We start from the raw sequence: 13,011 nt of genomic DNA, 5'->3' as shown, positions 1-13,011 counted from the left end.
ATGTGGGCCGGCCCGTGACCGGGAGGAGACACCGATGGCGGCACTGACCGCGGCGGGGTTGCACCGTGACGGCGTGCTGAGGGTGCTCGCGTCGCTGTACCCGGATCCCGTCGGGGCGCAGGCGCTGTTGCAGGGCCTCGGCGCGGACCTGTCGCGGCTGCCGCACTTCGCGGGCTCCCAGGTGCCGGTGACCAGTTGGTTCCAGGCCTGTCTGACGATCGAGCACGGGGCGTTCGCCTTCACGCTGGAGGACCTCGTGGCGGCGGCCCACCGCGACTTCCCGGGCAACGCCGTGCTCGGCGCGCTGGCGGGCGGGGCGGACGGGGCGCCGCCGGACGAGCTGACGGTGCTCTGTCTCCTCGCCGGGCCGAAGGAGACGTCGCATCTGCAGCTGCGCCGGGAGTTCCGCACGATCGAGGAGGCCGCCCGGCGCGGGCGGCGGCGGACGCTGCGCGTGGCGCTGTCGGCGGCGACCCGGCGCCAGGACGTGCTGCCCGCGCTCAGCGAACACCGGCCGGACGTCGTGCACTTCGCGGGGCACGGCGCCCCCAACGGCTATCTGCTGCTGGAGGAGGAGGACGGCCGCACGGCACCGGTCGGCGCCGAGGCGCTCGCCGGGGTGCTGAAGTCGGCCGGCGGGGTGTCGGTGGTGGTGCTCAACGCCTGCCATCTGGGCCGCTACCTGGACGTCATCAGTCCGTACGCCCGCGAGGTGATCGGCTCCGCCGAGGCGCTGCCGGACCGGGACGCGCTGGCGTTCTGCCAGGGCTACTACGCCGCGCTGGCCCTGGGCGAGTCGTGGGAACGTGCCTTCGACTCCGGGGTGGCCAGTGTGGGGCTCGGCCCGGGCGGCACGCCCGACCTGCGGCGGGTGGTGAGCGCCCGATGACCGAGCCCGGCCCCCATGAGGTGGGCGTCCGGCTGCCGCCGGGTGTGGACGTCGCCGAGCGGCGGCGGCGCAGCCGGGAGCGGGAGCGGGCCGACGCGGAGGCCCGCGAGGCGTCCGGGCAGGGCCCGAGCCGGACGGCGTACGAGTTCCTGGTCGGCCAGGCGGGCGGCCGCCGGGACGCGGCCGACCTGCCGCAGGGCGGTGAGGGCGAGGGCGACGGCGAGACCGAGCCCGGCGCGGAGGTCACGGTGGTCACCTCCCAGCTGCTGCGCAAGCTGGGCCGGGCCGGAACCACCTGCCCGGTGTGCCACCACTCCTTCCGGCTCGGCGAGCAGATCTCCCTGCACCGCACGGACTCCGGTCCGGGCGTGGTCCTCAAGCACCACAGCCGACGGCTGGACTGTCTCAACCCCAGCGCCGCCGAGGACGCCTCGGCCGCCGCCGAGCTGTTCCACCAGGGCCTGGACTCGGCCAACCCGCCGCCGCCGGAGCTGTGCACCGTACGGCTGCACCGCGAGCATCCGCTGCTGCGGCTGGTCCCCGGGCCGGGCGGCGGGGAGCCCACCCGGCACCGCTGCTGGGTGTGCGGGCACACCTTCCGCCCCGGCGAGATGGTCATCCACTGCACCTGCAACCCGGACACCCCGACCTGCGCCTGCGCGGTGCACCGCGACCCGGACCACGGTCTGGTCTGCTACGACGACTGGAAGGCCCAGCATCCGCAGGTGCCCTGTCTGATGCTCAACTCGCACCGGGACGCCCGGTGACCGCGCCCGGCGGCCGCTACGCCCGGCACGCCCTGGTCCCCGGCTGGGACCAGGGCAGGCTGGCGGACGCGACGGTGGTCCTGGCGGGCGCCGGGGCGCTGGGCAACGCGGTGGCGCAGTCGCTGGCGCTGGCCGGGGTGGGCCGGCTGGTCGTGGCCGACCCGGACACGGTGGCGGTCGGCAACCTCAGCCGCTGCCCGCTGTTCCGCCCGTGCGATGTCGGCCGTCCCAAGGCGCGGGTGCTCGCCGAGGCGCTCGCGGCGCTCGCCCCGGACACCGTGGTCGAGGCGCGCGAGGCGCCGCACGTGTCGGGCGTGGGCCTGGCCGAGCTGCGGGAGGCCGGCCTGGTGGTGGGCGCGCTGGACAGCCGGGCGGCGCGGATCTCGCTGGCCGGCCGGTGCACGCTCGCCGGGACCGGCCTGCTGGACGGCGGCACGCATCCGTGGGGCGGGGAGACCTGGTGGTGTCCGCCCGGCGGGCGCTGCTGGGCGTGCGGGCTGTCCCCGGCGGAGCGGGCCGTGCGGGACGACCCCTGGTCCTGTGCCGCGCCCAGCCCGCTCGCCCCGGCCGGTGCCTCGGCCCCGGTGTCCGCGCTGGTCGGCGCCTGGCTGGCCAATTTCGCCGTACGCCTGCTGCTGCGGCTGCCGGTCGCGCGGGGTCCGCTGCGGGTGGACGCCGCCGGTTCGGCGGTGCCGCTGACCGGTGGCTGGACGCCCGAGCCCGCCCCCGACTGTCCGCTGCACGAGCGGCTGCCCGCCGAGGTGCCGACACTGCCGCTGGACCACCGGGCCACGGCCGGTGAGCTGCTCGCCCTGCTCGACACCGGGGAGGAACCGCTGACGTGGGCGGGGTTCGCGCGTGCGGTGCCGCGCCGGTCGGCGGTGCCCCTGGTCACCACCCGGCTGAGGTCGGCCCCGGCCGAGGCCCGCCTGGACGGGCTGGGGGTGGCCCCGCGCGAGATCCTGCCCGTTGCCCGACGGGACGGATCGGGTCTGCGGTACGTGGAGTTGGCCCCGGTGGCGGGCGGACCGGCCACCGCTCGGGACGAGTTACGACAGCGGCCGGGCGAGGACGCCGACGGGCGGCGGGCGACAACGGAGGGTGTCCGGTGAGGGACGAGCTGTACCAGGAGCTCCAGCGGGGCGTCATCAGCCCGCACGAGGGCGAGATCATCCTGCGCGCCATGGGATTCCCCGAGGGACGCCTGCCAGCCGCGGAGCTGTCCGCCCGGTTCTACTGGTCGGAGGTGCGGCGGCTGATCGACGCGGGCGTGCTCGTGGACGGCGAGGCCCTGCTGTCCCGGGCGGTGCACAACGAGTATCCCGGCAACCGGGTGTTCCTGGACGCCGTGCGGGCTCTGGACCCGGAGCCCGAACCCGAGCCTGTGCCGCCCGCACCGACACGGCAGCACCCAGGGCCGCAGCAACCGGGGCCGCCGCAGCCGGGGCCGCCGGCTCCGGAGGCCGCCTCCTACCCCACCCTGGTGTTCGTGTGCAGCACGCACCACGCGGCGTTCATCGAGGAGATCCGCCGCCTCGACCCGCGCGCCGAGCTGTACTTCGTCAGCCAGGGCGAGGGCGCCCAGGTCGGCCAGATCGCGCTGTCGCTCACCTACGAACTGACGCAGGAGCAGATCGAGGAGGTCCGGCGCAGGCTGGTCGCGACCGGCGCCCCGCAGGACCTGGAGATCCTCCAGGAGGTCTACGACCACCGCCCGTACCTGCTGGAGGAGTTGCGGGTCAACGGCCCCGACCAGCAGCCCTACGACCTGGCGGGCGTGCCGTCCATCACGCCGGTGCGGGACATCGCCGCCGCCGTGCTCGCCCACTACGAGGGCCGGATGCCGCGCCGGCCGCGTACGGTCGTCGACCACCAGCAGCCGGACGGCAGCTTCACGCGTCTCGATCCGGCGCAGTCGCTGCACGCGGCCGGGGTGCGCGAGGGCGACACGCTGAACGTGTATCCGGAGGCCACCGCGGGCCACGCCGTGCTGCGGATGCAGGCCATCATCCGGGTCCGCGAGGAGATGCACCGCTACGCGGACCGGCACGAGGGCTTCGAGATCGTCGACACGGACGACCCGGAGTTCCCCACCGACTACGAGATCCGGTTCACCGCGCCGGGTCTGCGGCTGCCCGAGCACCACACCCCGGGCTCCTTCCCGCACCCCGAGCGCCAGGACCGGCACAACGCGCTGATCCTGCTGGGCCCCGACTTCCCGCTGCGGGCGCCCGTGGTGTTCTGGCTGAGCCCGATCTTCCACCCCAACATCAAGGGCCCGGACCCGGCGCTGCCCGAGGCGGAGGGCGCGGTCTGCCTGGGCGTGCTCGCGGACTCCTACCGTCCGACGCTGGACTTCGGCCAACTGTGCCAGATGCTGGTGGACATGGCTGGGTATCGTAACTACGAGATCACGGACAGTTTCAACCCGTACGCCGCAGTCTGGGCCATGTCGGAGGAGGGGAAGGCCATGATCGAGGCCATCGGGGGCAAGCCGCCGATGGCGGACCCGCCCCCCGTGCAGGGCGCGCTGCGCGTCGGCGCCCTGCGCATACGGCCTACGGACGGGGTCGCCGATGGCACTTGACATCGAGCTCTACCAAGGCGAGTCGCGCCAACTGGTGCGCACCCAGCCGCTGATCGAACTGCTGCGCCCGGTCTTCGCCGAGGAGCTGGCCCCCTACCAGGGGCGCCGGCCCCGCTTCGTGCTGAAGCTGCGCAACGACCCCGAACCCGACGTCTACGACGGAGACCTCCGACTCACCAATCTGCGGCCCGACTTCGGGTACATCCATGTCGCGATCCATGTGGAGGGACGCGTGGTCCACCAGAAGCCGTACTCGGTCAACAGTCTGGTCGGCCCCGTCCTCGCCCGCAGGGCGCGGGAGATCGCGCCGGAGGAGCGGCAGTGGGCGTTCCGGATCGCCGGGCTGCCCGCGGCGCAGGACGACGACACCGCGCAGCGGCTGCCCCCGGTGGTGGACGGCGCGGACGACATCGACGTCTCCCGGTCCACCCGGCTGTCCTTCGGCATCCGCCCGGCGGCCGAGCCGCAGGTGCCGCTGCTGGACCTGACCGAGTACGGAGTCGTGCTCACGGAGGCGGACAAGCCGGTGACGGTGCTGCTGGGCCCGGGTGTGCAGCGGAGCATGATGGACATGGACCTGTCCACCGAGGTGGAGGAGGGCGGCTTCCTGGTGGGCCGGCCCTTCCGCCGGGCGGACGACCCCGACCGGTACGCGGTGATCGTGGACGAGGTACTGCCCGCCGAGCACTCGGGCGCGTCCCTGATGCACTTCACCTTCACGGGGGACTCCTTCCGCGCGATGAGCCGCACGCTCGGCGAACACCATCCCGAGCGGCAGCTCGTCGGCTGGTACCACACCCATCTGTTCCAGTCGGAGCGCACGATCGGTCTGTCCCGCACCGACATCGACCTGCACCGCGACACCTTCCGCCGGCCGTGGCAGGTGGCCGCCCTGATCAATCTGACCGGGACCAGGCGGATCCTCAGCTGCTACGCCGCCTCCGGCGACGACTGGATGGAGCCGTGTCCGATCCGGAGCCTCGATGACGACACTGACAACCGCCGTAGTGCGCATCCTTCACTGGGCCATCACTGACCCGGGGGCCCAGGGCCCCCCGCCCCGCGAGCCCGGGTCCGCGGACCCGGTGCTGCTGCTGGAGCGGCTGGCCCGGGTCACCGCTGCCCGGCTGCAGCTGTCCGACCCGCCGCTCGGCGACCCGGGCCCGGCCGGACTGGATCCGCTGCTGATCGCGGCCGCGGTGGCGGTACGGCAGGACCCGACGGCCGCCCGCACCGCGCTGGAGGGCGCGCGGGAGCCGGCCTCCGTACGGGACGTGCTGGCCCGGCACGGCCTGGTGGCGCACGCCCTGGCGACGGCGCCGCCCGAGGATCCCCTGCGCCCCGACCTGCTGCGCGCCTCACCGCTCACCGCGCTCCTCGACCACCCCGCGCCGGGCGGCGAGGAACGCTGTGCCCAGCTCCTGGACCGGCTTCTGGACCATCCCGAGGGCCGGCGCGCCGCGGTCGCCGCCCTCGCGGCACCGCCCGGGTCACCGGAGACCGCCCGCTACCGCGCGTCGCTGCTGCGCCGGTTCCGTTTCACCCCGGGGGAGAGAGAGTTCGTGTACGACGTCTACGAGACGGCGCTGCTGCGGCACGCCGGAACCTATCGGCGGCACACCGACCGGGTACGGGACCTGCTGCGCGACAGCCCGGCCCGGCTGCTGGCCGACGACGCGGGCGGGCGGTGGGCCCTGGCCACGATGGACTGGTGGGAGCCGCTGGCCGTGATCGCCCGGCGCCATCCGCAGGAGCTGCGCCGCCGCCGGATGCTCCAGGGCTACGGCACCGGTGTGGCGCTCCAGCGGACGTACGGCCGTATCCGCGAGTGGGAGGACCTGCGCGAGGTGCTCGGCCGATGACCCGACCTCTGCGCCTGGCCGCCTCGGACCACGAGGACCTTCGCACGCTGTACTCGGCGTCCGGCGACCGCCCGTTGCGGGAGGTGCTGTCCTCCTGCGAGGTGTGGCTGCTCGACCCGCTGGAGCCGGAGCTGCTGGACCTGCCGTGGTCCGACTTCGCGCCCGACGTCCGGCTGCGCGGCGAACTCCCGTCGTATGTGCCGCTGTTCGCTCCCCCGGGCGCTCCGTCGCAGCCCGGGGCGGCCACCTCTTCCGGCGCGCCCTCCTTCGCCAAGTCCCCGCAGGTGCCGCCGCCCCCGTCGGACGCGCCCGCGGTCGAGGCCGTCCCCGACGGCGGCACGCACCCGGAGCGGATCACCGACGCCGAGGCCGTGCGCCGCGCGTACTACCCGCACATCGAGCGGGTCGCCTCGCTGCTGCGCAGCCGGCTGCCGGTGCTGGTGGTCAGCGAGAAGCTGGTGGTCACGCATCTGTGGGAGGAGATGGTCACGCTCGCCGAATGCCGCGGCATCCGCCTCGACGACGACTCGGCGGAGGACCCCGGCGGCTCCGGCGGCCCCGGTCCGCAGGACCCGGTCGCGGGCATGTCGGAGATGTCGATGAACCTCCGCCAGCGCCGACTGGCCCGGCTGCGCGCCCAGTTGGAGGAGCTGAAGGAGGGCGACGTCATCGTCCTCACCCATCTCGACCTGCTCGCGGGCAGCGCCGACCTGGGCCGGCACGCCGAGGCCCGCGAACTGGTGGAACTGCTGTACGCCTTCCCCGACCAGCTGGTCCTGGCCTTCGCCGACCCCACGCTGCCGCTGCCGGACGTGCTGGCCGAGCGGTTCAGCGCCCGGGTCACCATCAGCGGCCTGCCGCCCGAGGTGCGCACGCCCGACACCGAGCAGATGCCGCTCGGGCGGGCCCTGGTCACCCAGGAGGAGGCGGACACCTTCGAGGGGTTCGCGCCGCGCGAGTTCTACAAGCACGTGGCCGGCATGAACCCCGTACGACTGCGGCAGGCCATGCGCTACGCCCACGAGAGGCACCGCGAACAGACCAAACGGGCCACGCTCCAGGACCTGCGGGAGACCCTGCTGACGTTCAAGGCTCAGCAGTCCTCCCACTTCGAGGTGCCGGACGTCACGCTCGACGACATCGGCGGCTACGACGAGGTCAAGGACGAGATCCGGCAGACACTCGCGATCATCAGCGGGGCGCAGAGCCTGCCGGACGACATGGAGGAGGTGCGCTCCGAACTCGTCCCGCGCGGGATCATCTTCTACGGCCCGCCCGGCACGGGTAAGACGCTGTTCGCCAAGGCCATCGCCAACGGCATGAACGCCACCATCCAGGTGGTCTCGGGTCCGGAGGTCACCGACATGTACGTCGGTGAGAGCGAGCGCAAGGTCCGGGAGATCTTCGCCTCGGCCCGGCGCAGCGCGCCCGCGGTGATCGTGTTCGACGAGATCGACGCGATCACGATGGAGCGCACCAACCGGCCGGACGGCGGCAGCCGGGCCGGGAACAGCGTGGTGGCGCAGATCCTGACGGAGATGGACGGATTCCGGCCCGAGGTGCCGATGCTGGTGATCGGCACCACCAACCGCATCGACATCATCGACAAGGCGCTGCTGCGGCCCAGCCGGTTCCGCAGCATCGCGATCTCGCTGCCGGACGTGTCCGCGCGCCGGGCGATCCTGCGCCATCACGCCCGCCGGTATCACATCCGGCTGGAGGAGGAGGTCCTGGAGTTGATCGCCGAGGCGACCGCGGGCCGCAACGGTGACGAGCTGCGGGCCCTGATGCGGGACGCCTTCACCGGACTGCATCTGCACGGCATCGAACCCGACGCCCGCCGGCTGGGCTGGCTGGTCGGACGGCTCCAGCAGGGACGCCTGGAAATGATCTCGGAGGGCCGATGACCGGCGAACCGACCGCAGTGACCCCGGAGGACAGATGTCCTGGAGCCTGACGAGCGCGCCGACGACACAGAGCGCGGAGGGCCGATGACGAGCGCGCCGAACGCGTGGAGCGAGACGGACATCGGCGCGGTGCGCCGGCTGAAGGCGCTGGGCCGCAGTGTGGAGCAGCACTTCGTGGGGCGGCGGCTCGCCCTGGACCTGCTGGAGGTCGCGGTGATCGCGCACGAGCACATGCTGCTGCTCGGCCCGCCCGGCACCGGCAAGACGGACCTGGTCAGCCGTTTCGCGGGCGGGCTGGGCAACCGCCCGTTCGTCCGGCTGCTGACCCGGTTCACCGAGCCCGCCGAGCTGTTCGGGCCGGTCGACGTGCCCGCGTTCCAGGGCGCGGGTGTCTACCGGGTGCGCACCGAGGGCATGCTGCCGCACGCGCACATCGCGTTCCTGGACGAGATCTTCCAGAGCGGCAGCCCGATCCTGAACACGCTGCTGACGGTGATGAACGAGCGGGTCTTCCACAACGGCCACGAGGTGGCCAAGGTGCCGCTGATCAGCCTGGTGGGGGCGGCGAACACGCTGCCGCAGGACCCGTCCCTGCTGGCGTTCGCCGACCGGTTCCTGCTGCGGCTGACGATCGCTCCGGCGGCCGAGGGACGGCTGGAGGAACTGCTGGCCAAGGGCACGGCCGCCGCTCGGAGCGCGGCACCGGCGGGCGATCAGCACCAGGTGATCGGCCCGGACGAGCTGGACCGGCTGGGGCGCCAGCTCGCGTACGCCGACCTGTCCGCGGTGACACCGGAGTACACCGAGCTGGTGCGCGAACTCCTCGGTCAGGGCGTGACGTTGTCGGACCGGCGGATCATCCGGGGACTGCGGCTGGTGGCGGCGGCCGCGCTGCGCGCGGAGCGGGTGCGGGCCGAGCCGGGCGATCTGTGGCCGCTGGCGCACTTCTGGTCCGACCCGGCGCACGCGCCGGTGGTACAGGACGCGGTGCGCCGCCGGGCCGGTACCACCGGCGAGGACCCCGACCGGCCCACCCGTTCGGTACATCGCCTGCTCATGGAGGCGCGGCTGCTCGCCCGGCAGGTGACCGCCGGCTCACCGCCTGCCGCGGTGGATCAGGTGCTGCGTCAACTCAGCGCGCTGCGCTGGGAGTTGAGGTCCACGGCTTCTGGTGAACGGGAGGCCGAGCAGGAGGTCGCGAGTATCATCGACAGCACTCTGGCCCTGCTGGAGCGGGCCTGACGCACACGTGGGGGGACGGGCGGCTACATGTGCAATCCGCGCAGGGTCCGTGTCGAGGCGACCCGCGAGGTCGTCGAGGCGTGGGAACTGGAACTGGAGCGCCGCGCCAGCGCGAGCGACTCGGTGGTCAGTGAACTGGAAATCACCCATCCGTTCGGCGGCACGCTCGGGCCGCGCACCCGCGAGGTGTTCGAGCGCGCGCTGTCCACCGCCGAGGGCTGGCGGACGGAGAACGACAGCCATCTGCGCGACTTGACGGACGGTCAGGTCCGCTATGTGCCGGCCACCGGCGAACTCGTGGTCACCGCACGCCTGGAGGACGTCGCCACGGCCGAGGGACAGGCGTCGGCGCAGCTGCGCGGTTCGGTCAGCGACCGGACGACCGGGCAGGGCGAGGGCCGCTACTACACCGACGGCTTCGGCGGGCGCACCCGCGAGGTGGCCGAGCGGGAGGCGCAGTCCGCCGCGGAGGCCGACGCGCTGCGCCGGGCCCGTGAGCTGACGGGACGGCTGCGGGCGCGGGCGGACCAGGAGTCGGCGGCGGCCGCCCGGCAGGCGGAGAGCCGTGTCCAGCAGGAGGCGGACGCGGACGCGCGGGCCCGGCTCGCCGAGGAGAGCGAGCGGGTACGGGCCGAGCTCGACGCCCGCAACCGCGAGCGGATCGGGCGACTCGGGCAGGACGGGCTGCGGGCGGTCAACGGTGTGCTCGCCACGGCCTATCGGCGGGCGCTGCTCGACTTCGCGCGGCAGCGCGGGGCCACCGGCATCCGCGAGGACGAGTCCGAGGGCGGCATCGACATCGAGTTCGAGCTGGAGCTGTGACCATGCGGGTGCGGGTGCGTTTCCGGTTCAACACCGAGTCCGGAGAGGTCGAGCTGTTCCAGGTGGACGATGTCGGCGGTGGCTTCGGCCCCGCGCACGACGCCGAGCACGACCGGATCAGCGCGGAGCTGGGCGGGCTGCTGGCCCGCAGGCCCGACGTCGAGGAGGTGACGGGCACCGAGGAGCGGCCACTGTGGCGGCACGATCCGATCCCCGCCGCACGGCAGGCGGACGGGGACACGGAGGACGCCGAGCAGGGCGAGCGGGAGAGAGAGTGAGCCGGCGCACCCGGCTGCTGCTGAGAGCCGCGCGCTGCTACTCCGAGGTCCGGGCACACGCCGAGGCGGCCCGCTGCTACGACCTGCTGGGCTGGCGGTGGTCGGCCGCCGACGCCTATCAGCGGGCCGGTGACCTGGAGCACGCGGCGCGCACCTACCGGCTGGCCGGGCATCCGGAGCAGGCCGCCCGCTGCTACCGGCTGCTGGGCAGGCCCGATCTCGCGGCCCGCTGCTGGCAGGAGCGGGGCCGTCGGCTGGAGGCGGCCTGGGAGCTGCTGCTGACCGGCGAGAGTGTGCCCGCCCGGCGGCTGCTGGCCGCCGCGACCCGCGACCCGGGCACGGCCGTGGGCAACGGACCCCAGTCGCTCCGGCTGGAGCTGGCCCGGGCCCTGGCCGACCGGCTCGGCGGCGGCTCCGCCGAACCGCTGCTCGCCCTGCTCCCCCGCGTCGAGCACCGGCTGCCCGCCCTGGCCGCCCGCACCGAGCGCCGCCTGCTGCTGGACTGGGGTGTCGAGGCGGCCGATCGCATCGAGCGCTTCGACTGGGGAGCGCGGCTGTTCCGCGCCGCCTACCTCGGGCAGGACGCGAGCGAGGTGCTGCCGCTGTGGCGGGGCTGGGCGGCGGACCGGCTGGGCTCGACGGCCTGGCTGCCGGGCGAGGCCGGGGACGTGGCGCAGGTCCCCGAGCCACGCGGAACGGCCGGGGCCCGCGCACCGGGTCCGCGCGACGCGACGGGCGTGCGCCCGTTACGCGGCGAGCGGGGAGGACCGTGAGCCGATGGCGTCGAACGAGGGGCCGCTGCGGCGGCTGCTGAACCGCATCGCGTCCGAGAACGAGCAGAACTCCGGGCACACCCGCGAGCAGAGCGCCGAGGGGAACACCGACGGGGACGCTGAGCAGAACGCCGGGGGGAACGCCGCCCCGCGGCGGCAGCCCACCGCCCCCGCGACACCGTTCGTCGCCCGGCCCGCACAGCCGGGCTCGCCGCCGCGTGGCCGGCGCACCCCGCCGACTGCCCCGCCGCCCGTGACGCCCGTGACGCCCGCGTCTCCCGAGCACCGAGCCGCCCCGCCGGACCTGGGCGTGCGGTTCAGTGTCCGTCCCGCCCATCCTGTCCAGGAGGACCCGCCGGTGCCCCCGCCGAGTCCGTCGTACCCCGCCCGGCCCGACGTGGAGTGGCGTTTCGCGGGCCGGTTCCCGGTCGCGCAGCGGGCGCTCGGGGCGGTCGGCGCGCTGCACCGGGCGGGCGCCGGGGACTGGGCCTGTCATGCCGAGCCCGGCGGCACGGCCGTCTGGCTGCTGGGCACCCTGAACCCGGCCCTGGCCGCCGAGTTGACGACCCTGCACGGGGGCGAGCCGTGGGGACTGCTGCCGCACGGGGCGCTCGTCGCGCCGCACGGCACGCCCGCCGGCGGTGGGCCCGGCCGGATCGCCGACGTCACGGCCTGGCCCCGGCTGGAGGCCGTCGCCCTGGTGGCGCGGCTGCCGCTCGGGGTGCCGGAGCGGGCCGAACGTCCGGCCGTACAGGTGCTGACCGTAAGGCAGTTGCTGGCCTCGGTGCTGCGGCAGGCGGCCGCGTTCGGGGTGGAGGCGACCGTGCGGGCGGTGCGCGCGCGGCCGCTGGCCGGGGACGGTGCGGCGGAGCCGACCGAGACGCTGCTGCTGGAGCTGTCCTGCCCCGAGACCGTCCCGCACGCCCTGGTGGTGGCGCTGGCCGCGCTGCCGCGCACCTCGGTGTGCCGTCCGGTGGCGGGCTGCGAACGGCTGCTGCTGGACGTACGGCTGCACCCGCCGGTCGACGAGGAGGTGCTGTACTCCCCTGTGCCGGAAGGGGAGTTGTGGCTGGTCGGGGACCGGATGGAGTGGCCGCCGCTGCGGCTGGAGCTGGTCGGCGAGGCGTCGCCCGCCCCGGCCGAGCTGGTCGGGGTCGCGCAGGAACCGCCCTCGGGCGGCCCGTACCGGCTGCCGGACGCGGCTCTGGCACCGGCCACGCCCGTGCGGATCGTGCCGGACCCCGGCACCCCGGGCGAGGTCGACGCCGTGCTGCTGCTCGACGACGAACTCCCGCTGCTGCGCCGCTATCTGCCCGGACGGCCGCTCGGAGAGGTGGCGTTCCTGCTGCCCGGCCCCGGCCGCCATCTGCTGCTGGAGCCGGTGGGGCTGGCCCGGGATCTGCCGTTCGGGGTGCCGCTGCGCCGGATCGGGCCGGGCGGCTGCTTCCTGGAGTGCGGCTATGGGCTCGCGCCGCCGCTGCCGCCGTCGGCACGGGCCCGGCTGTTCGCGGTGGACGACTCCTCGGCGGTGGTGTGCTGGCACGGCGGCCGGGATCGCTTCGCGCTGGCCCCGATGGTGCCGGTGTGGACGCTGTGGGCGCCGACGGGGCCCGTCGAGGTGTCCGCCGGGCTGTCCGCGGCCGGGCGTGAACTCCTCGGCGCGCTGGAGGAGTTGGTCGGCCCTGCGCGGACCGCGGGGGCGGCCGACGCCGCCTTGCGCGAGGAGCCCGGCGAGGCGCTGGAGCGGGCGGCGCGGCTGCGGGCTCTCGGCGACAAGGAGGGCGCGGCGGAGGCGTTCCGCGCGGCGGGCGACCTGCTGGAGGCGGCCCGGCTGTTCGAGGAGGCCGCGCTGGACCTGCCGGAGGACCCGTGACGGCCAGGGGC

General features: G+C 74.7%; 12 protein-coding genes. All 12 read left to right on the top strand.

Going from position 1 to position 13,011, the window contains the following annotated elements:
* Nucleotides 1–34: 34 nt before the first annotated feature.
* The 12 genes from ABZZ79_RS18190 (at nucleotide 35) to ABZZ79_RS18135 (ending at nucleotide 13,000) form a co-directional block, all read left to right on the top strand.
* Nucleotides 35–889 (top strand): effector-associated domain EAD1-containing protein, encoded by an 855-nt coding sequence (locus tag ABZZ79_RS18190; RefSeq protein ID WP_356689932.1) that lies wholly within the window; start codon nucleotides 35–37, stop codon nucleotides 887–889.
* Nucleotides 886–1,656: a hypothetical protein gene (locus tag ABZZ79_RS18185; protein ID WP_356689931.1), complete on the top strand. Its 771-nt coding sequence runs from the start codon at nucleotides 886–888 to the stop codon at nucleotides 1,654–1,656. Before ABZZ79_RS18190 ends, ABZZ79_RS18185 begins: the two co-directional genes overlap by 4 nt.
* A complete protein-coding gene (locus ABZZ79_RS18180) occupies nucleotides 1,653–2,768 on the top strand; it encodes a ThiF family adenylyltransferase (protein ID WP_356689930.1) in 1,116 nt (371 codons plus the stop codon). The genes ABZZ79_RS18185 and ABZZ79_RS18180 overlap by 4 nt, the downstream gene beginning before the upstream one ends.
* Nucleotides 2,765–4,243: an effector-associated domain EAD1-containing protein gene (locus tag ABZZ79_RS18175; RefSeq protein WP_356689929.1), complete on the top strand. Its 1,479-nt coding sequence runs from the start codon at nucleotides 2,765–2,767 to the stop codon at nucleotides 4,241–4,243. Before ABZZ79_RS18180 ends, ABZZ79_RS18175 begins: the two co-directional genes overlap by 4 nt.
* The gene (locus ABZZ79_RS18170) at nucleotides 4,233–5,279 is read left to right on the top strand and encodes a JAB N-terminal domain-containing protein (protein ID WP_356689928.1); all 1,047 of its coding nucleotides are present in this window, start codon (nucleotides 4,233–4,235) and stop codon (nucleotides 5,277–5,279) included. Before ABZZ79_RS18175 ends, ABZZ79_RS18170 begins: the two co-directional genes overlap by 11 nt.
* A complete protein-coding gene (locus ABZZ79_RS18165; RefSeq protein WP_356689927.1) occupies nucleotides 5,227–6,105 on the top strand; it encodes a hypothetical protein in 879 nt (292 codons plus the stop codon). The genes ABZZ79_RS18170 and ABZZ79_RS18165 overlap by 53 nt, the downstream gene beginning before the upstream one ends.
* Nucleotides 6,102–8,012, top strand: a complete 1,911-nt coding sequence (locus ABZZ79_RS18160; RefSeq protein ID WP_356689926.1) for an ATP-binding protein — start codon at nucleotides 6,102–6,104, stop codon at nucleotides 8,010–8,012. The genes ABZZ79_RS18165 and ABZZ79_RS18160 overlap by 4 nt, the downstream gene beginning before the upstream one ends.
* An 84-nt stretch (nucleotides 8,013–8,096) precedes the next feature.
* Nucleotides 8,097–9,254 carry an AAA family ATPase gene (locus ABZZ79_RS18155; RefSeq protein ID WP_356689925.1) on the top strand — a complete coding sequence of 386 codons (1,158 nt, stop codon included), beginning with the start codon at nucleotides 8,097–8,099 and terminating at the stop codon, nucleotides 9,252–9,254.
* A 27-nt stretch (nucleotides 9,255–9,281) separates the two neighbouring features.
* A complete protein-coding gene (locus ABZZ79_RS18150; RefSeq protein WP_356689924.1) occupies nucleotides 9,282–10,076 on the top strand; it encodes a hypothetical protein in 795 nt (264 codons plus the stop codon).
* A gap of 2 nt (nucleotides 10,077–10,078) precedes the next feature.
* On the top strand, nucleotides 10,079–10,354 hold the full coding sequence (locus tag ABZZ79_RS18145; RefSeq protein ID WP_356690075.1) for a hypothetical protein: 276 nt from the start codon (nucleotides 10,079–10,081) through the stop codon (nucleotides 10,352–10,354).
* Complete coding sequence (locus ABZZ79_RS18140; RefSeq protein ID WP_356689923.1) at nucleotides 10,351–11,127, top strand: hypothetical protein; 777 nt, start codon at nucleotides 10,351–10,353, stop codon at nucleotides 11,125–11,127. The genes ABZZ79_RS18145 and ABZZ79_RS18140 overlap by 4 nt, the downstream gene beginning before the upstream one ends.
* 4 nt (nucleotides 11,128–11,131) lie before the next feature.
* Complete coding sequence (locus tag ABZZ79_RS18135) at nucleotides 11,132–13,000, top strand: hypothetical protein (protein WP_356689922.1); 1,869 nt, start codon at nucleotides 11,132–11,134, stop codon at nucleotides 12,998–13,000.
* Nucleotides 13,001–13,011: the final 11 nt, after the last annotated feature.

Source organism: Streptomyces sp. NPDC006458, assembly GCF_040612135.1.
Lineage (GTDB): Bacteria > Actinomycetota > Actinomycetes > Streptomycetales > Streptomycetaceae > Streptomyces.
This window is presented reverse-complemented; position numbering and strand designations above follow the sequence as displayed.

What these genes read in the sequence shown, in the direction of transcription:
- ABZZ79_RS18190 (WP_356689932.1), top strand. Translation starts at nt 35, where the DNA reads ATGGCGGCACTGACCGCGGCGGGGTTGCACCGTGACGGCGTGCTGAGG.
- ABZZ79_RS18185 (WP_356689931.1), top strand. Translation starts at nt 886, where the DNA reads ATGACCGAGCCCGGCCCCCATGAGGTGGGCGTCCGGCTGCCGCCGGGT.
- ABZZ79_RS18170 (WP_356689928.1), top strand. Translation starts at nt 4,233, where the DNA reads ATGGCACTTGACATCGAGCTCTACCAAGGCGAGTCGCGCCAACTGGTG.
- ABZZ79_RS18165 (WP_356689927.1), top strand. Translation starts at nt 5,227, where the DNA reads ATGACGACACTGACAACCGCCGTAGTGCGCATCCTTCACTGGGCCATC.
- ABZZ79_RS18160 (WP_356689926.1), top strand. Translation starts at nt 6,102, where the DNA reads ATGACCCGACCTCTGCGCCTGGCCGCCTCGGACCACGAGGACCTTCGC.
- ABZZ79_RS18155 (WP_356689925.1), top strand. Translation starts at nt 8,097, where the DNA reads ATGACGAGCGCGCCGAACGCGTGGAGCGAGACGGACATCGGCGCGGTG.
- ABZZ79_RS18150 (WP_356689924.1), top strand. Translation starts at nt 9,282, where the DNA reads ATGTGCAATCCGCGCAGGGTCCGTGTCGAGGCGACCCGCGAGGTCGTC.
- ABZZ79_RS18145 (WP_356690075.1), top strand. Translation starts at nt 10,079, where the DNA reads ATGCGGGTGCGGGTGCGTTTCCGGTTCAACACCGAGTCCGGAGAGGTC.
- ABZZ79_RS18135 (WP_356689922.1), top strand. Translation starts at nt 11,132, where the DNA reads ATGGCGTCGAACGAGGGGCCGCTGCGGCGGCTGCTGAACCGCATCGCG.